The 24,271-nt window shown below is 49.0% G+C and carries 19 protein-coding genes; 7 read left to right on the top strand and 12 right to left on the bottom strand.

All coding sequences use genetic code 11. The features are described from left to right. Positions 1-98: 98 nt before the first annotated feature. On the bottom strand, positions 99-5,294 hold the full coding sequence (locus tag ACTHPG_RS21970) for a WIAG-tail domain (RefSeq protein WP_440391523.1): 5,196 nt from the start codon (positions 5,292-5,294) through the stop codon (positions 99-101). A gap of 347 nt (positions 5,295-5,641) precedes the next feature. On the opposite strand from ACTHPG_RS21970, the gene ACTHPG_RS21965 reads away from it, so the two are divergent. Continuing rightward, a complete protein-coding gene (locus ACTHPG_RS21965; RefSeq protein WP_440391522.1) occupies positions 5,642-6,772 on the top strand; it encodes a YheC/YheD family endospore coat-associated protein in 1,131 nt (376 codons plus the stop codon). Between the two features lie 85 nt (positions 6,773-6,857). After that, on the top strand, positions 6,858-7,649 hold the full coding sequence (asd, locus tag ACTHPG_RS21960) for an archaetidylserine decarboxylase (RefSeq protein WP_440391521.1): 792 nt from the start codon (positions 6,858-6,860) through the stop codon (positions 7,647-7,649). 345 nt (positions 7,650-7,994) lie between these two features. On the opposite strand, the gene ACTHPG_RS21955 is transcribed toward asd, so the two are convergent. Together ACTHPG_RS21955 and pdxR are read right to left on the bottom strand one after the other, a co-directional pair. Then, a complete protein-coding gene (locus tag ACTHPG_RS21955) occupies positions 7,995-8,780 on the bottom strand; it encodes an AraC family transcriptional regulator (RefSeq protein ID WP_278298407.1) in 786 nt (261 codons plus the stop codon). A gap of 179 nt (positions 8,781-8,959) precedes the next feature. Beyond that, positions 8,960-10,420 carry a MocR-like pyridoxine biosynthesis transcription factor PdxR gene (gene pdxR, locus ACTHPG_RS21950; RefSeq protein ID WP_440391520.1) on the bottom strand — a complete coding sequence of 487 codons (1,461 nt, stop codon included), beginning with the start codon at positions 10,418-10,420 and terminating at the stop codon, positions 8,960-8,962. Between the two features lie 155 nt (positions 10,421-10,575). Here pdxR and ACTHPG_RS21945 point away from each other — a divergent pair, with 155 nt between their 5' ends. The 3 genes from ACTHPG_RS21945 (at position 10,576) to ACTHPG_RS21935 (ending at position 13,048) form a co-directional block, all read left to right on the top strand. Continuing rightward, positions 10,576-11,193, top strand: coding sequence for a pyridoxamine 5'-phosphate oxidase family protein (locus ACTHPG_RS21945; RefSeq protein ID WP_440391519.1), 618 nt, complete (start codon positions 10,576-10,578; stop codon positions 11,191-11,193). Between the two features lie 178 nt (positions 11,194-11,371). Next, on the top strand, positions 11,372-12,670 hold the full coding sequence (locus tag ACTHPG_RS21940) for an aminotransferase class I/II-fold pyridoxal phosphate-dependent enzyme (RefSeq protein WP_440391518.1): 1,299 nt from the start codon (positions 11,372-11,374) through the stop codon (positions 12,668-12,670). Positions 12,671-12,922: 252 nt separating this feature from the next. Further along, a complete protein-coding gene (locus tag ACTHPG_RS21935) occupies positions 12,923-13,048 on the top strand; it encodes a YjcZ family sporulation protein (RefSeq protein ID WP_206759599.1) in 126 nt (41 codons plus the stop codon). 171 nt (positions 13,049-13,219) lie between these two features. On the opposite strand, the gene ACTHPG_RS21930 is transcribed toward ACTHPG_RS21935, so the two are convergent. The 5 genes from ACTHPG_RS21930 to ACTHPG_RS21910 form a co-directional block, all read right to left on the bottom strand. Further along, positions 13,220-14,437, bottom strand: a complete 1,218-nt coding sequence (locus tag ACTHPG_RS21930; protein ID WP_440391517.1) for an ABC transporter permease — start codon at positions 14,435-14,437, stop codon at positions 13,220-13,222. Between the two features lie 2 nt (positions 14,438-14,439). Further along, the gene (locus tag ACTHPG_RS21925) at positions 14,440-15,192 is read right to left on the bottom strand and encodes an ABC transporter ATP-binding protein (protein WP_440391516.1); all 753 of its coding nucleotides are present in this window, start codon (positions 15,190-15,192) and stop codon (positions 14,440-14,442) included. 27 nt (positions 15,193-15,219) lie between these two features. After that, the gene (locus ACTHPG_RS21920; RefSeq protein WP_440391515.1) at positions 15,220-16,593 is read right to left on the bottom strand and encodes a DEAD/DEAH box helicase; all 1,374 of its coding nucleotides are present in this window, start codon (positions 16,591-16,593) and stop codon (positions 15,220-15,222) included. Positions 16,594-16,803: 210 nt separating this feature from the next. Beyond that, the gene (locus ACTHPG_RS21915) at positions 16,804-17,577 is read right to left on the bottom strand and encodes an SDR family NAD(P)-dependent oxidoreductase (RefSeq protein WP_017692466.1); all 774 of its coding nucleotides are present in this window, start codon (positions 17,575-17,577) and stop codon (positions 16,804-16,806) included. Between the two features lie 56 nt (positions 17,578-17,633). Next, positions 17,634-18,092 carry a chemotaxis protein CheX gene (locus ACTHPG_RS21910; RefSeq protein WP_062837913.1) on the bottom strand — a complete coding sequence of 153 codons (459 nt, stop codon included), beginning with the start codon at positions 18,090-18,092 and terminating at the stop codon, positions 17,634-17,636. Between the two features lie 456 nt (positions 18,093-18,548). Here ACTHPG_RS21910 and ACTHPG_RS21905 point away from each other — a divergent pair, with 456 nt between their 5' ends. Further along, positions 18,549-19,451 (top strand): LysR family transcriptional regulator, encoded by a 903-nt coding sequence (locus tag ACTHPG_RS21905; RefSeq protein ID WP_036605798.1) that lies wholly within the window; start codon positions 18,549-18,551, stop codon positions 19,449-19,451. Positions 19,452-19,481: 30 nt separating this feature from the next. Beyond that, positions 19,482-20,291, top strand: coding sequence for a histidinol-phosphatase (locus ACTHPG_RS21900; RefSeq protein ID WP_440391514.1), 810 nt, complete (start codon positions 19,482-19,484; stop codon positions 20,289-20,291). Between the two features lie 230 nt (positions 20,292-20,521). Here ACTHPG_RS21900 and ACTHPG_RS21895 read toward each other — a convergent pair whose 3' ends face one another. From ACTHPG_RS21895 to sdhB, 4 genes are all read right to left on the bottom strand, one after another. After that, complete coding sequence (locus tag ACTHPG_RS21895) at positions 20,522-21,154, bottom strand: GNAT family N-acetyltransferase (protein WP_440391513.1); 633 nt, start codon at positions 21,152-21,154, stop codon at positions 20,522-20,524. 166 nt (positions 21,155-21,320) lie between these two features. After that, positions 21,321-22,052, bottom strand: coding sequence for a metallophosphoesterase family protein (locus ACTHPG_RS21890; protein ID WP_440391512.1), 732 nt, complete (start codon positions 22,050-22,052; stop codon positions 21,321-21,323). Positions 22,053-22,109: 57 nt separating this feature from the next. Then, on the bottom strand, positions 22,110-23,084 hold the full coding sequence (locus tag ACTHPG_RS21885; protein WP_440391511.1) for a metallophosphoesterase: 975 nt from the start codon (positions 23,082-23,084) through the stop codon (positions 22,110-22,112). 175 nt (positions 23,085-23,259) lie between these two features. Further along, entirely contained in the window at positions 23,260-24,024 is a 765-nt protein-coding gene (sdhB, locus tag ACTHPG_RS21880) for a succinate dehydrogenase iron-sulfur subunit (RefSeq protein WP_278298395.1), read from the bottom strand. Between the last annotated feature and the right edge of the window lie 247 nt (positions 24,025-24,271).

Here is a 24,271-nt window from a genome sequence, read left to right as displayed (position 1 = left end):
GTCCGAACGGAATAAGCTTGGTTCAACCAAAAGCGGTGTCCCGGACAACTCTGGACACCGCTTTTGTCATTTGTGTATTACCCATGCAACAACCTGCACTATTCTTGCGAAGGCCCCGCAGCAATCCATGATAACAATCCGTACGTGTGCTTGCAATCTGCCGTACGCGACACCTCAAGTACTGCTTCATCCTCACTTTGCGAGAGCAGGGAAATCTGGAAGCCCCGATCATTGCTCATACCCACAATCACATAATGTTCTGAAGCAAATGACTCTTCAAAAACAACGGTTACCTCTGTGCTTGCTTCACTCTCTGGCAGGACAAAAGCTTCCATGCCGAATTGCTGTACAACCGGTTGCTTGCTTACGCTGCGAACGGGTTGGAACGCCAGATGTTTGGCCTGAACTGCACCCGATTGCAACTGGCTGCTGCCTACGGCATCATTACCAAGATGCTCCTGTGTAACCGATTGTTCGCTTAACACAAACTCCGTTGTTTCAGCGTTCTCCTGTGATTGTTCAAGCTGCGGTTGCTGAGCCTGATCTGCCTGTTCTGTCGTGAACAAAGCTGCCTCTGGTCCGCCAATCTGATCTGTTTGGGATATCAGCTCTTGCTGTTGCTCCTGACCAGCACTCGGTAATACCTCGACAATTGTATGCCCTGATTGCTGTACAACCTCATTTTCTGTTTGAATTAATCCCTCTTGTCTTCGGATCGCTGCCAGTTGCTCCAACGTTTCTCCACTGAACTGACGAATTGCATTCCATATCTCTTCGCTCAAATGCGCCGGACCTACAATCCCCGCATTCAAGTGATTAGAGGTAATACTCTGCGCACTCAGTTTGCTGCCGTTCACGCTGCCATCGGCCAATTTGGCACTTGTGACGGACCCATTTTGCAGATGAACCCCGCTTACTGATTCCTCTTCCAGGTGGGTTGTGCGAATACTGCGTTCTTGAATATGATCCGCATGAATCGTTCCATCCTGAATATGCCGGGACTGCACACTTTTATCTGCCATGTGGATAGCCGATACCGCACCTTCAAGCAATTTATTACCGTTCACACTGCCGTCCGCCATTTTGGCGCTTGTTATGGAACCATTGTGCAGGTGAATCGCACTTACCGATTCCGCTTTGAGGTGGGAGATTCCAATGCTGCGTTCCTGAATGTGGTCAGCCTGTATGGCTCTCTCTTGGATATGACGGGATTGCACACTTCCATTGGCAATATGCACATCCGACACCGCGTCTTCAAGCAGTTTGCTGCTGCTCACGCTACCATCGGCCAGTTTAGCCTCTGTTACGGACCCATTTTGCAGATGAACCTCACTTATTGCTTCCTCTTCCAGATGGGACGTACCAATACTATGCTCCTGAATATGATCAGCAAGGATCGCTCCTGCCTGGATATGGCGAGTTTGCACACTTTCAGATGCGATATGGCTCCCCAGTACAGTGTCTTCGAGCAATTTGCTGCCGTTAATGCTACCGTCAGCCAGCTTGGCACTTGTGACAGACCCATTTTGCAGATGAACTGCACTTACTGCTTCCTCTTCCAAATGTGCTGTGCCGATGCTTCGCTCCTGAATATGATCAGCTTGAATGGCTCCTGCCTGAATATGCCCGGATTGCACACTTTCCGATGCGATATGAATCCCGGATACCGTACCTTCGAGTAACTTGCTGCCGGTTATACTGCTATCCGCCAGTTTGGCACTCGTTACAGATCCATTCTGCAGATGAACTGCACTTACTGCTTCCTCTTCCAAATGTGCTGTGCCGACACTCCGTTCCTGAATATGATCAGCATGAATGGCTCCTGCCTGAATCTGACGGGATTGCACACTATCGTCTGCCAAGTGGATATCCGATACCGCTCCTTCAAGCAACTTGCTGCCGGTTACACTGCCGTCGGCCAACTTGGTACTTGTTACGGATCCATTTTGCAGATGAATGGCACTTACCGCTTCCTCTTCCAAGTGAAACATGCCGATGCTGTGCTCCTGAATATGGTCAGCAAGGATTGCTCCTTCCTGGATATGGCGGGATTGCACACTTTCGGACGCGATATGAATTCCCGACACCGCATCTTCAAGCAACTTGCTGCCGGTTACACTGCCGTCTGCCAGTTTGGCACTGATGACGGACCCATTTTGCAGATGAATGGCACTTACTGCTTCCTCTTCCAGATGGATTGTGCCTATGCTTCGCTCCTGAATATGGTCAGCATGAATAGCGTCTGCCTGAATATGTTCGGATTGCACGCTTTCGGATGCAAGATGAATCCCCGAGACCGTACCTTCGAGTAACTTGTTGCCATTTATACTGCCGTCCGCCAGTTTGGCACTCGTTACAGATCCATTTTGCAAATGAACCGCACTTACGGAGTCCTCATCCAGATGCATTGAGCCAATACTGTACTCTTGAATATGATCAGCAAGGATCGCTCCTTCCTGGATATGACGGCTTTGCACACTTTCGTTGGCAATGTGAGTAGCTGATACTGCCCCAGCGGCCAATTTGCTGCCATCAACACTACCACTCGCTAGTTTGGAGCGTGTTACGGATTCATCCTGCAAAATAATTGTACTTACCGCTTCTTCTTCCAGATGAGACGTTCCGATGCTGCGTTCATGGATATGATGAGGAAGAATTTCACCATCCTGAATATGACGGGAATGCACGGCTCCTTGCTGTAAGTGAACAGCACTTGTCGACTCTGCCTGAAGATGCAAACCACTGATCAACCCCGGCTGAAGATGAGCCGCAGTAATGGATAAAGGGGCCAGATTATCTGTTCCGACAGCTCCAGGTGCCAAGTGATGTGATGTAACCACCTGTTCAGCGATATGCTCCTCATGAATGATGTCTGCCTTCAGATGCTGTGAGTTTACTACTTGCGTTCCCAAGTGTTCGGATTTCACACTGCCTTCAGCCAGATGCACGGATTGTACAACGGATGGTTGCAAGTGCTCGCTACCTACAGCAGCCTGTTGAAGTTCTGTCCCGGATACCGAGTCCGCTGTCAAATGGTCCGCGCTTACAGACCCGTGCCGAAGTTTGTTGCCCGAAATACTGCCATCAGCAAATAATTCCGGTGAGCGTATTTCTTCCGACAAATGTTCCAGGGAAACAGCATGCTGCTTCAAGTGATACCCGCGAATCGTTCCTGCTGGAATATGTTTGGCGTTAATACTTTCTGCCATAATTTTGGAAGAAGTCACGCTCCCGTCTGCCAGTTTAGCTGACGTAACAGCAGAATCCGCCAGTTTATCTGTGGCAACACTTTCTGGTGAGAGCTTCGGGGAGGTAACCGCATGATCTGTTAGATGAGGCGGAAAAATGGACCCGCCAGCCAGCTGGGCTGAAGTGATACTACCCGGAGCCAATTTGTCTGTTGTGACCGCGGCCCGTGCAATAGCATCCGTTTCAACACTGCCTGGTTGAAGATGAGGTGTGCCTACGGCATGTTCTGTCAGGTGATCTGATTTCACTGCATAAGGTCTCAGGGCCTCGGAACCCACACTCCCTGGAGCCAGATGTGTACCCGTGACTCCACCATTCGCAAGATGCGAGGATATGACACTTCCCGGGGCAAGCGCTCTGCTGCTCACCGATGCCGTTCCAAGCTTCTCTGCTGTCACACTTTCATCTGCGAGCTTAACATCTGTAACGGCAGCATCCTGCAGTTCATACGTACCTACGGCGGACTCTGCAAGATGCCGCTCAGACACCACATTATCTGCGAGTGCATCTCCGGACACACTTCCGGTAGACAGATGTGTTGCCTCGATGCTTCCACTTGCAATGTGAATGGAGTGAATTGCAGCATTATCCACATGTACTGGCGTGATTCCCCGATTTGCAATGTGCTCCGCACGAATGGAGCCTTTGGCAAGATGTTTACCCTGTACGGCTTCATCCGCAATTTTGGAAGAAATGACACTCTGATCAGCAATCTTGGAGGCTGTAATGGACTGCTCCAGCAATTTTGCTGTTCCAACAGACTGGTCTGCCAGCTTGCTGCTGGTTACTGCACCTTCCGTCAAATGCTCACTGCCCACTTCTCCATTGCCAATCTGCTCCTTGCCAACGGCATGAGCGCGAATCTGGCTTGAACCGATCGAACCGTCCAATAGATGTCTTCCACTTAGTGAACCCTCGGCCAAATGTCTTGTTTGTATGGACCCATCCTCAATCTGGTCACTTCCAATACTGCCATTGGACAGGTGTGAACGACCGACAACCCCTTCTGCCAGATGTGTCTGTTTAACAGCACCTGCCTGAATATGGTGAGATTCGATGGATAGTTCATCGATTTTGCTGCCTGTGACAGCAGCTTCACGAATTTTGGAGGTAGTCACTGCATCGTCAGCCAGTTTGGAAGTATGCACAGCTCCTCCGGTGAGGTGCCTTGTATCCACGCCGCTAATCGCAATCTTGTCTCCAGTAACGGCATGATTCTTGATTAACTCTTCCGTTACCAGCATCCGGCTGAGATGCCTTGTACCGATGGAACCATCGGCAATTTTGCTTGAATCGATGACCTGGTTGCCAAGCTTCTGAGAGGTAATACTGCCATCTCTAATTTTCTCACCGGCGATGGAAGCATTTCGTATTTTGTGACCAGACACAGAGCCGTCAATCAGGTGCTCTTCCGATACAGACGCTTCTGCAAGTTTCGCGGAAACAATGGCCCCGTCTGCAATGTGAATGCTGGTCACCGCATAATCCTGCAACGCTTCACTGCCGACCGCATCCGGTTTCAGCTTGGAGGCATCCACGGAGAAAGGAGCCAGTTTGCTCTCTGTAACAGCAAATTCACTCAAGTCATCCGTGTAGATGTAATGTCCGGTGTGACCCGGCATCTGGTTCTGGTTCAGGATCTGCAGTCGATCCCTGCTTGCGATCTCCTGCTTGTTGATGTCCTGCTCTTCTACCAGAGCAGGCGGAGCCACGCTGCTAACCTGAATCTGCTTTTCCAAGCTATCTTGCGTCTCCGCTTCCTTACCATCAGACTCTACAGGTTCCGGCTTGATTTTGGCTGTGCTCTCCAGCTCTTCCAGTTCGTTCGTTGAAGCAGGTAGTTCTGTTGATTCCAATAGGAATTCTTCCGATGCCGGAACAGCCTTCGAATCCCTTTTATTCGTATTCAAGCGTTCGTCCCTATTCGTAGTGAAACCTGAATTCATCTTGTCTGCCCGGCGATCAGTCAGTTCCAATTCCTTGAATTTCGGGCTCACATGCCGCAGTTTCGGCGTTGGGACCTTCTTTTTGCCATTTTTACTCATGCAGCTTGCTCCTTCCTCAAACGTTCGTCTCCGGCATCATATGCTTCCATATGGGCATCTGCCACTTCATTTATGACTTTCACGGATTCCAGAGCACGAATGTATAGTCATTAGGACAGGAAGGTTCCATGATCTTCGTGGAAATAGGCGTGTCAGGGCAGCAGAGGAAAGGCGGCTGTCCACGCCCCCGTCCCAGTCATGTCATAGGATATGATGTCTAGGTCGTGCATAGCGATGCATTGTACACACCGGTCTGCGTTGTCGCGATGTCTGAGCCATGCGGTGACAGGCCGGCATTCCATGAATGGACGATCCATGGTCGCGATAACATCGAAGGAGGAACGGTCATGCTCCAAGAAACGATCGGCATTATGTTCGATTCACGCATGTACCGGGGGATACCGGCCGGAAGGACCGGTCAGGAATCACTCGCGAATTATGAACAGGCAGCGGCCAGTTATGGATTAACCCCCTGCTTTTTGCGGCTGGAAGATATTGATTCGGATCAAAAAACATGTCTTGCCTATGTAAAGAAAGAAGGCTCATATGTTCGCGAGCGTATGAAGTTGCCATCCGTCATTCATAACCGATCACTTCAGCTTCGCCGGACGGAACAGCATCAGATCACCAAGCTGATGTTGCAGGGTATCCAAGTATTCAACGTTCGCAATCGGTACCGTAAAGATCATATTCATGACATGCTTCATCAGGATCTCATCTTAAGAGAACACCTGCCCCATGCCGTTAAAGCTACGCCAGAATCTCTGGCCTATATGATGGAACATTATGATGACCTCGTCATCAAACCGTGCAGTGGAAGTATCGGTCATGGCATAATGCGAGTCTTTCAGCGAGATGGACAGTGGAAACTGACTTGTGAGACAAAGGCTGCACGCAGAGGGTGGGCAACCTTCCGATTGAGCAAAGGACAGCTTCCTTCCTCCACCCTGAGGCGGATTTTTCGCCATGCCTACCTTATTGAAGAGCGTATCCCACTGCTGCGTTATGAGGGCAGACCCGTAGATCTGCGGGTATCTGTACAACGTGGCAGCGATGGTCTTTGGGGAATTACAGGCATGTTTGCCAAAGCAGCTCCTGCCCATACGTTTGTCACCAACATCGCCCAGGGTGGTAAAGTCATGAAGCTCGAGGAGGCCCTTGGATCAGGAGAATCTGGCTTCGATCTGGCTCGACTGGAACACAGAATCGGACTCGTTGCTCTTCGAATTGCCCAGATCTTAGCGGCCAGTCTGCCACATCTGGCTGATCTGGGCCTTGATCTCGGGATAACGCGCAGCGGCCAGATCTATTTCATTGAATGCAATGGACGCGATCAGCGTTACGGTTTTCGCAAGGCAGGAATGTCGGAACACTGGAAGTCAACGTACAGCAAACCCATGGCTTATGGACGGCTGCTGCTGGAACAGAATTCGAGAATTCCGAGACAACCGCAGACATACGATAGGAGATCATATTGATTTCGTGTGCATTCTGTGTCAATATTATGCAGAACGGCCGGTCTTGCCGGCCTTGAAGTTCGCATTAACCCTAAGGGGGATATTCATGGCAAAAACGCTGTTGCGATTAATGACCGAGCTTTCTTCGCGCAAATGGATCTCCCGGACTGTGGGAGCCTTCTCCAAAAGCCGAGGAAGCAAGGCATTTATCCCTTATTTTGTCCGGACCTACGACATCCCTGTTCAGGAGGCCGAGAAAGATTGGAAAGAGTACCGTTCACTGAACGACTTCTTTACCCGCAAATTAAAGCCGGGCATGCGCCCGTTGGAACTTTCAGAGCATGCACTGATCAGCCCGGTAGATGCCAAGATTACGGCAGCCGGTCCAATATCTGCAGGGACACTCCTGAATGTTAAGGGACAAAATTATACACTTGCTGAATTATTAAACCATTCTCCCCATCTGGAGAAGTACAAGCACGGGTACGGGTTCGTTCTCTATCTCAGCCCTCGCGACTATCACCGCATTCATGCACCTGTTAGCGGCCGCAAAATAGAAAGTGAGCACATCAAGGGCAAAGTTTATCCCGTGAATGACTTTGGGCTGACCCATATGAAATCCGTGCTTAGTCGAAACGAACGACTCATTACCTATATCGCACACGATTACGGTGAAGTGGCGGTTGTCAAAGTAGGTGCGATGAACGTGAGTAGCATACAATATGCTAACGCAGACACAAGTAGCTGGGCACAAGGCGATGATCTGGCCTATTTTGAATTCGGTTCCACTGTTGTTCTACTGACACAGAGCGGTACATTCGAACCAACACCAGGCTTGCAGCCAGGCGATTCGGTCAAAATGGGCGCTTTGCTGGGTCGTTTGAAACCGAAGAAATAGGGCTCATACGCAAATAAAGAGGATGGCGCAGCACCTGTAACCAGGTATTGCGCCATCCTCTTTATGCATTCATATTCATCCATGTATACATGCAATACGAAGCTTCGCTTCGTCGTTAGTGGTCTGCTGAGTTCTCCTCAAAACCATACATCCTGCAAGTCCTCTGCCGGTTTGAATCGGCGGAGACGGTTCCGGAAAATATTGCATCCCTTCGTAGAGCATCCCCGGTTGCGGACCCGACGTTTTCCGTTCATCACAAGTTCCCCCTTTTGGTCATCTGGAATGCTAGATATTTACCCTTGCGTTCCAGACTTGAAACGTTGTCATGTTCTTCCCATCCGAATGTTAACGAATCTCGGACGGGCTTTTGCCTGTATACTGCTTGAACTGACGACTGAAGAAAAAAATATCCCGGTACCCCAGGGCATCAGCCACTTCGGTCACATTCATGCCGGTATGTACCAGCAGATGTTCTGCCCGTTCAATACGCATGCGGATAATATAAGATTGCACCGATGATCCGACCAGTTCCTTGAACTTGATCGAGAAATATCGGGGCGACAAGCCAGCCCGGGCAGCCAGATCTTCCACCCGATGTGTAATCCCCGGATGCTGACGCACATAATTGGCGACCTCCTGGATGACATCGGACAACTGGTTGCTTACCTTTTTCTCCACAGGTTCTTCCGTATCGGCGCGCAGCAAATGAATCATCAATTGCTTCAGAATCAATCGACTCTCTTCGTCACGTCCGTACACATCCGATAAGAACAGTCTTACATAACGTGCCAGTAAGTGCTCAAACTCCACTGTTTCCTGTACCTCGCGATAGGACTGGGGAACGTCAGTAACAGGCACGTCCACATCAAAATGAATATACGTAAGTACCAACGGCTTTTGCTTATTATGTGTTGCAGTAGGATGATCTCCCGGCCTGAATAGAAAACAACTACCCTTGCCAACCTCATACGACTGGTCATTCAATACAAGCGTTCCTTCACCACTCCATACATAAAATAAATCATAGTTTTGCATCGGTTTTTCCCGCTTCTGCCACTTCCAGCCCGGTTCACAGACAATTTTGGCGACAGCGGGCAAAATAACAAATGATGACGGCGATGCCTGCAGCATGTCGCCACTCCCCCTTGATAGTTAATCTCTCTGCATATGGCATCATTCTGATCTGAATCTCACATCTTCAATCAAAGCCATATGTATTTCAGCATCTAGCATCATTCAATACAACTTGCTCATATATGATCTCTGCTCCAATAGGAGCGAAATGGTCTTATCCTATTATACAGCGGAATTCACCGAAACGAAAATGTGCACTTCTCCCAGGCTAGCCGCATTCGCCGGATTCCCTCTGTCATCTCTTCTTTCTCCAGATGTGCAAACCCAAAACAGACCGCCGGATGAGCTGAAGTCAGCCAATATCGCTCTGCATCTCGAAACAGTACGCCATCCGCCTGAGCGAGCGTTTTAAACCGCTGGTAGCTGTCTGCATCGCCATTCCAGGTAGCATAGATATGCAGTCCTGCATCACCAATCTGCATGGTGAATGCTTCCGGCAACTGTAACTCCATCTCTCGGACAAAAAAATCATGCCGTTCCCCGTATAACCGGGTTAACCGCCGCAAGTGCCTCAGGTAACCTCCTCTGGTCATGAATTTGGCCAGTGCGCGCTGTTCCAACAGCGCAGGAGGTACCGGTTCATACAGCGCTTTGGCTGCAAGCAGAGGTTCCACCAGACCAGGTGGCAGTACAGCATAACCAAGTCGGAACGAAGCAACCATCGTTTGTGAGAATGAACCGACATAGATGACACGCTGCTCACGATCAAGCACTTTGAGGGGTTCAATTGGTCTTCCGCCCCATCGGAATTCACTGTCATAATCATCTTCAATAATGACCGCATTCCGCTTTGAGGCCCACGCAAGCAAGGCTCGTCTTCTGTCCAATCCCAATACGGCACCTGTTGGAAACTGACGGGTAGGCGTGACAAATAACGTCTGTGCCTCCCAAGGCTGAGGTATAATGCCTGCAGTATCCACCTCTGCCGGGATGATATGCCCACCACAGGACTTGACGGCATGGGCAATACCCGGATAACCCGGATTCTCCAATACAACTGCTGTATTCTCCGTAATCAGCAATTGAGATAGGAGAGTGATGCCTTGCATGGAACCACTGAACAATACAATCTGGGATGCTTCTGCCTGGATGCCGCGTGTCCATCTGAGATGGGAGGCGATGGCCTCCCGCAGCTCCGGATCCCCCGCTGCACCGCTCGATTCTCGCCAACCACTGCGATGAACCGCAGCGAGTGCACTCTTCCACTCCCCCAGCGGGAAATGTTCTGCAGGCATGCGCTGCATCTGAAAATTAATGACAGACGGGTTCGGTGAAGACATCTGGGTCCGCAGGACATCATGTTGCGTGTTCAACCTCTGCACCCGCTCGCCCCAGGGAGACAGCCTGAGAATGGCTTCCTGTTTCTCATTTTCATGAGTGGATAATGTTTCGGTTACAAAGGTACCTCTTCCCCGATGTGCATGAACATAACCATCCGCAAGCAGCATGTCGTATACCTGAGCTACCGAACCACGTGACATCTCATATTGTCTTGCCAACTCACGGGTGGAAGGAAGTCTCGTGCCTCCCACCAATGTTCCTGCATGAATGGCATCACGTAACGCATGGTACAATGCCTCATACTTGTATCGATGCTGAAGTTCATAGGTATCCATCGGTAGCCACAATTCCATCATGCACCTCTCTTCTTCATTCGTCTTCATTATGTGATCCTGACAAATTGGCCTACTAAAGTGAATCTAAATTGGATCTATTTCATTGTCAATGTATGAACTATTGTTATGCATAAGATATGGCGTTCTATTATACATTCAATGATGGGGGAATACACATGAGACGGAAAGAATTCACAGTAGATGAAGAACAAGAGATTACGGCATTTCTGGATCAGTGCTCCTTCGGGTTTCTGGGAACGGTCAGCCCGGATGGACAGCCACGGGTTACACCGCTGAATTTCGTTTATATGGATGGTTGCTTTTACTTCCACGGCAGTCTGGCTGGAGAGAAGATGAAACAGATCAAACAGGATTCCTCGGTTAGTTTCACGGTAGCTGAAGAGTTCTCCCTGATTCCCTCCTATTTCAGTGATCCCGAGCTTGCTTGTCCGGCGACTTCATTCTTCAAGAGTGTTATGGCCTTCGGTCAGGCTGAACCGGTTAAAGATCCGGACACAAAAGGCAAGGTACTGCAGCGATTTATGGAAAAACTCCAGCCGCAAGGCGGATATGTACCCATTGATGCTACTGACTCGCGTTACATAGGCAACCTCAAAGCTGTAGCCGTAGTCCGTATTATTCCAGAACGGGTCAGCGCCAAGTTCAAATTTGGACAAAACCTCTCCAGTGAACGATTCGATCATCTCAGTGGGCAGTTGGAACAGCGCAATGAGGGACGAGATGCTGAAACCGCTGAGATGATGCGGAAATATTGTCCATTTCATCAGCAATAAATTTCATTTTCAGAGGATTCAGCCAAGGATAAATTCAGCTAATTCCTACCTGAAAACCCTCTGCAACAACGCGGTAAAGCGATATAACTGTCATATTGCGTAATTTCCGTGACGGGGGCATGTCAAGGTGATATAATGTTAGGCAGTTGAATCACAAAGACTTGGAAGGATGAAAAGAATGAATCCACTGGCTGAACAGTTGAACGAAAGTATTCAGACAGGCAGCAGTCACGTCTACTCCATGCTGTCACAGCTTGGCAAAGAAATTTATTTTCCTAAAGAGGGGATTTTGAGTCAATCTGCTGAAGCAGCAAGCTTGGCCAAGACCCATAATGCCACAATTGGTATCGCCCTGGAGGGCGGTGTGCCGATGCATCTTCAGGTTATTCAGGAGAAGCTGTCTGCATTCCAGCCAAAGGATCTGTATCCTTACGCTCCACCTGCAGGCAAACCAGAATTGCGGACCGTCTGGAGAGACAAGATGCTGAAGGAAACGCCTTCCCTGGAAGGCAAAACGTTCGGCAATCCGATTGTAACCAATGCATTAACCCATGGACTAAGTATCGTAGCCGACCTGTTCGCCGATGAAGGGGACGCTGTCATATATCCGGATAAAAACTGGGAAAATTACGAGCTGACCTTCGGAATCCGTCGTCATGGCCAGTTGGTTCATTATCCCCTGTTCGATGATCAGTTGAACTTTAACAGTGACGGTCTGCTTCAGGCGTTGCTTGATCAAAAGGACAAAGGTAAAGCCATCGTGCTGCTCAACTTCCCGAATAACCCTACCGGTTATACGCCTGGAGCCGAAGAAGCAGATGCCATTGTAAACACGATTCGTCAGGCTGCTGAAGCAGGCGTTAACGTGGTTGCTGTAACAGATGATGCATACTTCGGGCTGTTCTTCGAAGATTCCATTCATGAATCCCTGTTTGGCAAGCTTGCCAATATTCATCCACGTGTATTGACCGTAAAAGTGGATGGTGCAACGAAGGAAGAGTTCGTATGGGGCTTCCGCGTTGGCTTCATTACGTATGCCCATGAAGATGCAGCTGTTCTGCACGCTTTGGAACAGAAAACTCTTGGTATCATCCGGGCAACGATCTCCAGTGGCCCGCATCCTTCCCAGACTTTTGTACTGGATGCGCTCAAAGCACCGGAGTTTGAAGCACAGAAACTGGAGAAGTTCGAGATTATGAAAGGCCGCGCCAACAAAGTGAAGGCCATTCTCGATAGTGGCAAGTATGAAGATGCATGGGACTATTATCCGTTTAACTCCGGTTACTTCATGTGCCTGAAGCTGAAGGAAGTTGGCGCTGAAGAACTTCGAAGCCATTTGCTGCACCAATATGGTGTGGGTACCATCGCGCTGGGTGAATCGGATCTGCGGATCGCCTTCTCCTGTATCGAAGAAGCCGGATTGGAAGATCTGTATGAAACCATCTATCGTGGGGTTCAGGATCTGCGGACGACTTAATTAAAACAGACTTGAAGCCTGAATGATATAAGAACCCTTTGTATTACCGGCGACGTTACATGTCTCCGATTATACAGAGGGTTCTTTTGTATTCCACAACACGCCTGATACCCCGCACCTCACCGGGACAGCTGCCCAAAACCTCCAAAATCCTGCTTTACCGGGCATCGGCCCAATCAGCCCACCCCCATCGCACATAGTATACGATGTACGCAAGGGCGTGCCAAACAACCACTTGAAAGGGGAATGACCATGTCTGGAGTTGAAGATACAAGAGGCGGTTATGGATGCGGCGGTTACGGAGGATTTACTAACACAGGTGCCATTCTCGTTTTGTTCATCTTGCTCGTCATTATCACGAAATCATTCCTCTGTTAGTACTAAATGCACACACATGCGCGGGGTACCAAGTGATCTGATTGCAACATGAAGAAGGGTATTCCGGGACACAGCCCGGAATACCCTTCTTGTTGTTTGTATAACAATGATCACCGTCCAACTCGAACGACCATCCGGGCTGGAGAGAGTTACGCAAGTTCAATCACTCGTTTACTCGTCTTCTTCTTCCTTCAACCACTTGTTGCCTTGCGAACGGCGCATGATCACAATCACCAGTATGCCCAAAATAAGCGCTACTCCTGTGACAGTCAGTCCACTTGCCCCTGCAGCCAGCATAGGCAGCCACATAAGCAACGCAGCCAGCGCATGCAGATGGAATATGAATCCCAACACCTGAGAACGACGACTCTCTCCCGAGATCGGATAGATCATAATCCAGAACGATTCACTATGACTGCGACGCAGCGCACCAAGCTGAACACCTGCAAGCAACAGGAAGAACAGATACACACCAACACCAAAGTAGCTGCCTGCTGTCCACCAGGATAGTAACATGCCCAGTACAACTAGGCGTAACACGATGGAGAACACTTCGGTTCGAATAAACGTTTTGGTTATCAAATAACGGTAAGCTTTCCCCGCATTCCATGGGAGACCGCTCCCCCATTTGCTAAGCCAACGACGCGAACTTACTTTCTGTCCGGATGAAGGTACGTCCACGAACCAGCCGAGCGTGCGCATAACCCTGCCAGCCTGTCCCTGCTCCACCTGAATCAGACGCTCCCACGCCACCCGATGTTTCACTGGTACACGCAAAGCGACGATGTATACTACAGCCAGTAACAGCAGGAACCATACGCTGCGCTGAGGTGGCTGCCATAGCCATGCACCAACCGCCAGCACAGCCAGTGCCCATCGCAAGAGACGATATCCTCTCGCTGCCCCGACCTGAACCATTCTTAGCTCTTGCCATGCTCCATAACTGGACAGTCCTTTCCACAGCAGCAGGAATACGATGAACCCGCCAAACGGCCGTGCATCCAGATCTGCTCTGACATACAGGGGCCACAGTGTCACAAACACAAGCAGCAAACCCAGACTTTTATAAACGATGCCCCGGGCAAAGCTGTTCTTCAAATATTCCTGCATCCGGTATTCCTGAGGTCGCAGAAATACAATATCCGCCGGAAGCAGATATGTACGATAACTGCTAAACATCACCAGTGGCGCGAGCAGTAACAATGCAATCCAGCGAATCGGGAATTCGGCGGGAATGTTCTGAACAAACGATGTATACCAGGCGGAGAACGCAATGACGAGAAATAAAAAGACCATAGCTACACCGCTCTGGATTACATATCCCAGATAAGGAAGGATTTCGTTCCAGAATCCTGTGCGTCTTTGCTTCCATAGCAGCTTGAGATCCATGCTCAATCCCTGCCTTGTACGAGGGAATAGAACATGTGCTCCAGCGTGGCATCCGATTCCCCAAATTGGGAGCGCAATTCATTCAGCGTCCCTTGAGCAATAACCTGCCCGCGGTGCAGAACGATAAAACGGTCACAGTAATTTTCAATCGTGGACAGGATGTGTGAACTGAGCAGGATGGATGATCCCGAAGCTTTCATCTCGAGCATAAAATCAAGCAAAGAGCGGATACCCAGCGGGTCCAGCCCCAGGAAAGGCTCATCAATGATGTACAGTGGCGGTCCTGCCACAAAAGCACACATGATCATGACCTTTTGCCGCATCCCCTTGGACAGGTGAGTCGACAGACTTGTACTTTTCTCATTCATACGGAACAGTTCCAGCAGTTTCTCCGTCCGTTGCTTGAAATCAGCTTCCGACACATTGTACGCTCTTGCCGTAAACTCCAGATGTTCCATCACCGTCATCTCATCATACAGTTCTGGTGATTCCGGCACGAATGCCATGGCCGATTGGTAGGTCTGTGCATCCTCGTCACGCTTCTTGCCCATTACCCTCACTTCGCCCTGTTGAGGAGTCATCAGGCCGAGAATATGTTTCATCGTTGTACTTTTGCCAGCACCGTTTAAGCCGATTAGTCCGACCATCTCCCCACGTCCGACTTCCAGATCGATGCCGTGAAGGACCGGTCGTTTGGCACTATAACCTCCGCTTAGTCCGCTGATTTGCAGAACAGGTGATTGAACGTTTTCCATCTATCCCTGCACCCCTTTCGTCAGATTCTATTCTTCGGAGCGTGGCGTTTTGTCTTTACTCCACTTGGGTGCTCCCTTGTTCTTACGATCCTGATCACGCTCCGTGCGGCCTGTATTGCCAGTTGGTTTGCTACCCCCTGGACGCGAATTGGAGATGGTAGCTCGGGTACCGCCATTGCGGCTGCCCTGACCTGGTTTTCGATCTCTGTTTTGTCCCGGTTTTCTGGAGAAAGAATGCCCCTCCGGGCGCGTGTCCGGACGCGGATCTGCTTCCAATACTTTACCGCCGAAGAGTACACGTTCCTGCAACTCGATGCCGAGTTCACGCGCGAATTTGCGCATAATGAAGATCTGCGTCTCATCCACAATGGACAGTACAATACCGGAACGTCCCATGCGGCCTGTACGGCCTGCGCGGTGAACATAGTGCTCCGAGTCAAAGGCAGGGTCATAGTTAATAACCATTGGAAGTCCTTCGATATCCAGTCCTCTGGCAGCAACTTCGCTGGCGATCAGCAATTGCAGTTTGCCGTTACGGAAGGCAGACAATACGTTACTGCGGGTCACTTTGTCAGCATCCCCATACAATGCAGCAGCGGACAATCCCAGATGATTCATTTTGGCTTCCACTTCACCAATATCTTCAGTTGCATTCACAAATACGATTGCCCGGTCCGGATTGTACTGTCTGACCAGACGACGCAGCATGTCAATTTTATTACGGTTTTCTTCCACAAAGTAATAATGCTCCAAGCCCGCAGCCGTAGCTCGATCCGGCTCAATTCCGATCTGAACAGGCTCTTTCATCTCACGCTTCGCGAGTCCAGCCGTATGCTCATCAATTGTTGCTGACAGGAAGATCAGCTGACGATCACGCAATGCGCTCTTGAGTACAAAGTTCACGTCACTTACACCGCCAAGCTGGAATACCTGATCCGCTTCATCAATGACGATAGTGGAAACATTGTGCATTTTCAATTTTTTTAGTGTAATTAATTCCTTCAGTCGTCCCGGTGTGCCCACAACCAATTGTGGATGCTCACGCAATTTTTCGATCTGACGTTTAGCTGCTGCGCCACCAATCAGACCCAATACGCCGATCTTGCGTTCTTCCCCGTAGCGCTGTGCCTCACGTACAATCTGCATCGCCAGTTCTTGTGTAGGTGCAATAACGAGTTTCTGCGTACCTTTGACATCCATTTTGATGGATTGTAGCATTGGCAGCAGATATGCCAGGGTTTTCCCTGTTCCCGTCTGGGATTTGGATACAACATCCCGGCCTTCCAAAATAACCGGGATCGTCTGAGCCTGTACAGGTGAAGGTTCGTTAATGCCATGTTTCGCCAAAACGGCCTCCAGATCCTGTTCCACGCCAATTGAAGCAAATGTTTGATTCGTCATGTATGTCCATCCTTTTAGTTTATTCATTTTGATGCTAGCCCTGCTTGCACTTAATATAACCGAAGCCTGTCATCACATTACCTTTCATTATATGCGAAAAAAGCCCACGTACCAAATCTTATTCCAGAATTGTATGTATACACGCCAAAAAAAAGAAAAGCCCCTCGGCGGAGCCTTTCTTTCATCCGTATATGATGCCTCGTATCACATTTACTTCTGATTCATGACACCGTGCGACAATCGATCTGCAAGACGCGGGAATAGCTGATACAGCCATATGCCAGCAGAAGCAAGTCTCGGTAGATTTACTTCTTCCTTGCGCTTTTTCATCGCCCGAATCATATGACCCGCAACGTCTTCCGGTTTCAACATCATCCAACGTACATTATTCACATAATTGCCAGATGGGTCAGCCCGATGGAAAAATGGTGTATCAATCGGACCTGGATTAATCGTAGTCACCATGACTCCGGTCTTACGAAGCTCTTGACGCAGCGCATTACTAAATCCGAGTACAGCATGTTTGGTAGCTGTATAGGAAGCGGATTTGGCTGTCCCGATTTTGCCTGCCATGGAGGCCACGTTTACAATCTGGCCTTTGCCACGTTCCAGCATTTGCGGAAGCACTGCTTTGGTGCAGCGGACAATGCCCATGTAATTCACGTCCATCATCTCATCGAATTCCTGCACAGACATCTCTGTCATCGCTGCGAATTTTCCATAACCTGCGTTGTTCAACAAGATATCGATTCGTCCGTATTTATGCAATATTGCCTCCACAGCTGCCTGAACCTGCTCACTATCCGTAACATCAAGCGTGAGTAATTCATGCGGCCCTTTCAGCGAGGCACCAATCTCTTCCAGCTTGTCCCGTGAACGGGCAGCCAGAATTGGGATGGCTCCTTCTTCTATCAGCATCTGCGCACACAGCGCACCGATACCACTCGATGCACCTGTGATAAACACTACCTGATCTTTCAGCATACCCGATGTCCTCCCGTATTGAACACATATTGCCTCTTGAGGCGTATGGCTCTATTCTACGAGATCATGACCTGAATATCCATCTCACCAATGCCGTCCATCAGCAAAGGAATGCTTAATGCTTTCGTTGCACTGAATGTAGTCAGATGTTCGGACTTCATCACTTGTGGAGGTGTAATATCAACTACAACACCCTGGTTCGACAGGATAGTACTGGCATTACCACTGATCATGTTACCCAGTTCAGAAATCGCGCTTTTGCTCATTTCATCCATTTCTGTAATGACAAAACCACCCATCATCGCAGACACAATTTTCAATGCAACTTGTTCATTGATTCCAAATACAATGTTTCCGCTAAGTTGTCCAGTCATTCCAATCACGATCCAGACATGGTCTGCAATGAACTCTACATTTTTCACGCCAAGACTCCCGGTGGAAGGCGAAACCTGGATGAGCTGTTCGAATACGTTCCGTGCCGATTCCAGGAAAGGATTAATCACTTCCGCTTTCACTGTCTATGTCCCCCTCACACTGGGTTATTGGTCACACACCAAAAGTCCCATATTCATTAAATTTATTATACTTTATCACGTACAAGAATTCATTAAGAATTCGTTAAATCATGTGTACTATAATTTATCGTCATCCATGGGGCAAATGTTTATAGCTGATTCTAGCGAATAAACAGAGCTTTTCACTTCTTTTGAAGAACGGATTTCGATCATTGTGCGTGACAAAAGTTATTTAGGACTTTATTACTGCTTTCTCACAACTGTTAAAAAAATCAAATTCTTGTGTTCGCATTTTTTTCACAGTCTCTTGAACTACTTTTACTCCAGACAATTACCTTCATTGCTCTGCTGTCCTGAATCACCTATAATTTAAGATAAAGGAACAATAACCAGTTACGGGAGTTCATCGCATCACATCTACATATCGAAGATACTTTTCCTGCAAGGAGGTCACCTATGAACATAAGCCAACTGGAGACACTAATTACCATTTCCAAAACGATGAGCTTCCGCAAAGCGGGTGAACTTCTAAACTTGACTCAGCCTGCCGTCTCGGCCCAGATCAAAAGTCTGGAGGACGAATTCAGCACTGTTCTTGTAGATCGTAACCAACCCGTTACCCTGACAGATCGTGGACAGGTATTTCTGGAGCACGCCGAACGCATGCTCGACATCGTCGATGAACTGAAACAAAAATTGTCCGATCTCGATGAAACGCCTCAGGGACGGATCGTGCTGGGTACAACGACTTCCATTGCTATTCAGATCCTGCCAAGGGTGTTATCCTATTTCCAGGATCAATTCCCGCTGATCAAAACCAGTATTCAATCCCTTCCGTCATCACAGATCTATACCCAAGTCGAAAATGGTCTGGTTGATATTGGTATCGGTTATCTCACGGAGCGTAATCCCAACCTGAATACTTCGGTGCTGTACTATGACACATTTGAACTCGTGGTATCGCCTTCCCATCCACTGGCGAAGAAAAAACATGCTGCAGTGGATGTGCTCCGGAGCACCCCATTGATTCTGCTGTCCCCTGATACCGTAGGGAGACGGTTTACGGAAACCATATTCAAGAAACATAATATTGAACCTAATATTGTAATGGAGTTGTCGAGCAGCGAAGAAGTGAAACGGATGGTCGAGATTGATCTCGGGGCAGCTGTAATTTCCAAACAATCGGTTGCGCATGAGTTGCGTCAAGGTACATTGCGAATGATACCCTTAAGTGAGCTGGAGGTCAGTCACCCTGTTGGTGTCATCTATAAGTCGAGTCGGTACCTCAACTCAGCGATGCAGCAATTCATAAGTGACCTCAAAGGCATGCCGGAAACCCAATTCATCAGTTCAGAATGACAATGAGCCATGAGAAAGGAAGGATTCCATATGAAATTTGATCTTCATACACATCATTTTCGTTGTGGTCACGCAGACGGCAACATCCGCGATTATATAGAGGCAGGTATGAAGGCAGGGCTTCAGGCCATCGGTATCTCGGATCATACGCCATACTTTGGCAGTGAACTTGAACAGGCATTTCCACGGATCGCAATGGGCAAGTCTGAATTGCAGCATTATGTGGAAGAGGTCCTTGCTCTGAAAGAGGAGTACGCTGGTAAAATCGATGTGCTGCTCGGCATTGAATCGGACTACTTCCCTGCTCATGCGGAATTGTACCGTACCACGCTGGGACAGTATCCTTTTGACTATATTATTGGTTCCGTTCATCATACCGAGGATGTAAGCATCTTCAACAAAACCCGGTGGAACGGATTGAGCGATGCTCGCAAAGTTGAAGTGAAAGAAAGCTACTATTCATTAATCCGGCAATCGGCTCGCAGCGGTATGTTCCAAATTCTTGGACACATTGATGCGATGAAAGGAAATTATCCACCGTTCTCCGAAATTATCGCTGATCAGGCCATTGATGAAACGTTGCAGGTCATTGCAGAAGCCAACATAGCGATCGAAATTAACACATCTGGCAAAACCAAACTCAGTGGTGGCTGGTATCCCTCGGATGCCATCCTGGAACGCGCCCATCATTATGGAGTGAAGGTGACATTTGGATCGGACGCTCATAAACCACAGCGGGTTGCAGATGAGCTGGATGACGTTCGTACACGCCTGCTGGAGATCGGATTCACCGACTGGGTGTATTTCAAGCAGAAACAGATGCAGATTGTGTCACTGTAAAATAGAGCAACACAAAGGCCCTCACAGCGCGCTTGTTCACGCCGTGGGGGCCTTTTAGGCAAAAAAATGAACCCGCTCGCGCGGGTCCCAACAGCATTATCTATTATCAAAAAGGGGGTCATGAGATAAGTTTACCCCCTGTCTGTTAGAGTTCAATTGCAGCTATATTTCAATTGTGTAACAAATGATTGAAGTTCGATTCATTCACGTCTTCCTATTCTTACTCTATGTTATTGCGGCTTGTCAGATACCATTGTTTGCAAGTCTTTCTCCTGAAGCGGGCGTACGTATTGCTCCCGATACATGCTATACACCTTAACATCCATCAGAGATTCTGATCCCTCGTCACCCTCGTCATGCAGTCCGAATGAGGGAAGACTCCGCTCATAGGACATTCCTATCTTGCTTAGCACCCGTTCTGAAGAAACATTGGCCTCATAACAACGCGCTTCCACCCTACACAGATGAAGATCGTCAAATCCAAACTGCAGCAGCCGCTGTACCGCCTCGGTAGCCACACCCATGCCCCAACAGGCCCTGTTCAGAATATAACCGATCTGTGCGGTACCACTCTGATCATTCCAGTGCTGGAATGAGGTTATCCCAATGACCTGCTCCTTACCTCTCCAGCAGATACCATAATGTAACGAATCCAGCTTGGCACTGCTGCTCCGAATCTGGTTCAATAACCGTCTCGCCCTAATCGGCGTTGGATGGCTGCCCCTGTTCACATATCGTATGACTTGAGGATCGGAAAAGAGTTCCGATAATGTGCTGTAATCACTTTGACGCAAGGATCGCAGGACTAGACGCTCTGTCCACAAAGCTGGCAGACCTTGACCCAGCATTTTTCGGGTAAGCATGACAATCGCTCCTTTTGCCTAACGGGCTTGTGTCCGGTAAGACAAGCATGCTCTGAAGGTGATCCGGCGTAATACCATTTGAATTGAACCACGAAATGTAGTATTCGCATTTTAGTGTGTATATATTGCATCATTCCATTCCTGACGCTAAAAACCTGGATGCTGACTATTCCTGCAACCCGCGATAAATGCCCGTACGAATCTCACGGATATACAAATCCAATGCAGGAACATTCGCGGACTGTGCAACCTTTACTTCCTGTTCAATATCATACGGCACCCGCACAAATTGAACATTGAACGGGGTATCGTTATCGTTGCTGTCTTCACCCTCCAGAATACAGTAGGAAGCCTGGGGAAGATCCAGTGGATTACCAACACTGCCCGCATTAAACAGCAACTTGCCATTCATGTACTGCAGGTATGCATTATGCACATCTCCATAACCTACAACATCCGCAACACCTTGTTCAGGTTGATCCGCCGGCGGATCAAACATCGCCAACCTCTTTTCCATCCCGTCCCATGGCTGCACACGATGGTATACACTTTGAGGAGAAGCATGGACCAGACGGATGGTGCGACCACTCAGTTGAAATTGATGACTGAAGGGCAGGTTCGCCAAGTATGCCAATCGTTCCTCACCCAGACGTTCTGCTTGCCACGTAAAGTTCTCGTTATCCTGGTTAACCGCAACCAGTTCATCCCAGTTCCCCCGTATGACAAGTTCGCACGTCGCTCTTACCTGATCCACAACCTGTACCGGATCTGGCCCCTTGCCAACGAGGTCACCAAGACAAAAGATTCGCTCCACACCACGATTTCGAATATCTTCCAGCACTGCTTCCCAGGCAGTCATGTTGCCATGAATGTCGGATACAATCGCAATTCGTTCCATCTGGACAACCTCCATTCATGTTGTATCCTTTATGTTTTGCATTCTTCTCTTATACTTTTATGTGGTTGATCCTTTAAGCTCTAAAACTGTTAGTTCTGGTCTGCACAGAAATCGAATGGGCAGTTGGGTCATGCCAAAACCACGATTCACATACACGGGCATCTGTGTCTGGGTGGTGTAATATACCCCCTGGACATCCGTGTAATACAATCCCTGCACATACTTGTGTGAGCCTCGCGGAGTTGTTACTGCCCCGATCCAGGGGAAACGTACCTGTCCTCCATGGCTATGACCGGAAAGTTGCAATCCGAAACCATAAGGAGTGGCAATGTCTGCATAATCCGGTTCATGCATGAGCAGTAATTTCCACACATCATGATCCAGTCCCTTGATGGCTTGAGCAGGATCAGGGCTGCCTGTAAGTGCGTCATCCAGACCAGCTATGGCCAGACGTTCGCCCCCATGTTCAATTACGACATGTTCGTTTCGTAACAAAGTGAATCCAGCTTCACGGAACATGGTTGCTACTTCATTCTGCTGTCCGCCCCGATAATCATGATTCCCCAAAACTGCAAATTTGCCAAACTTGGCTTGCATGGAGGCGAGTACCGGAATACATTCGCGCATCGGCTCTGCTTCCCTCTCGACGATATCTCCGGTAAAACAGATCAAGTCCGGTTGCTGTTCCTCAATCGTTGCTGCCAGCTTCTTCATCTCTTTCACCCCGGTATGAAAACCAAGATGGGCATCGCTAAATTGAACTACACGCAGACCGTCGAATGCCGTTGGGAACTTCGGAAGGTTCAGCTCCACTTGCTTGATTTCCAAACGACGCGGCTCCCAGAGCCAGGCATAACCTCCTGTGAGCAGACTGGCACCCGCCGTCATCAAAATCATGCGCAATAGGAAACTTCGGCGAGAGGGATCATGATCCTTTTCTTCTCCAGGAAACACAGACTCTGCTGCACCTGGTCTCTTGTGCTTGCGCTCGGACGGCGAGTTATTGCTGCCCTGCCGCGGTGTCTCTGCCATCTCTCCCCCTCCTTCTGCGCTCTTAATCCATCCCCTTAGTATACCATATTCTGCATGGGTAGCCCGGTTCCTCTGCTTCTTCATTAAAAAAAGCCGGGATCTCCGGCTTGTTGCTGCACGGGATCACGACTTCTTCTAAGTTGCAGATTACACTTCTGCGCATATTATGACGAGATTATACACCCAACCAGCGTTTGAACATATGCTTGGTCGTTTGTTTGTTCATTTCGGCAATGGATGTTGTCAGTGGAATACCTTTTGGACAGGATTGCACACAGTTCTGTGAGTTACCACAACCCTCAATGCCTCCATCTTCCATCAACGCTTCCAGACGATCTTCGGCATTCATCTCCCCAGTTGGGTGAGCATTGAACAAGCGCACTTGGGAGAGTGCTGCCGGACCGATAAAGTCTGTTTTCTCATTGACGTTCGGGCATGCTTCCAGACACACACCACATGTCATGCATTTGGACAGCTCATATGCCCACTGACGCTTCTTCTCAGGCATCCGTGGACCTGGACCGAGGTCATAAGTACCATCGATCGGAATCCATGCTTTTACGCGTTTCAGGGCGCTAAACATCCGGCTACGGTCGATGACCAAGTCACGAACCACCGGGAAGGTCTTCATTGGTTCGATACGAACAGGCTGTTCGAGCTTGTCGATCAGGGCTGCACATGCTTGACGTGGTTTGCCGTTGATGACCATTGAGCAGGCACCGCAGACTTCTTCGAGACAGTTGGAATCCCAGCACACGGGAGCAATGGCTTTGCCATCTGTATTGACCGGGTTACGCTGAATCTCCATCAGGGCGCTGATCACATTCATGTTGGGACGGTACGGAAGCTCAAATTCTTCATTGTACGAAGATGACTCCGGGCTATCCTGACGGGTGATGATAAACTTGACGGTTTTGTTGGCTGTAGCTTGTTCCGCCATATCGTTGTCCCCTCCTCTGGTGACGATGATTGGTGTTGCTGATGCGCGAAGTTACTGTTTGGGTGCACGGGAGACGTTTCGTTAGTGGAATGACCTTCTGACCGCTGTTGCTCCCCCATTTTAAGGAATGAATCTGTATTGAATAAAATGGGGTATCAAAGGCGGGCGCTTCGCTTCTTCAGGTCATTTCCACTTCCTACGCTACGTCGTGCACACAAGGTAACTTTGCTGGAAACTGCACTCCATT

The sequence above is a fragment of the Paenibacillus sp. SAF-068 genome (assembly GCF_051967555.1).
Classification (GTDB): domain Bacteria; phylum Bacillota; class Bacilli; order Paenibacillales; family Paenibacillaceae; genus Paenibacillus.
Note: the sequence above shows the minus strand (reverse complement) of the source record. Positions and strands in the feature narration are given on the sequence as shown.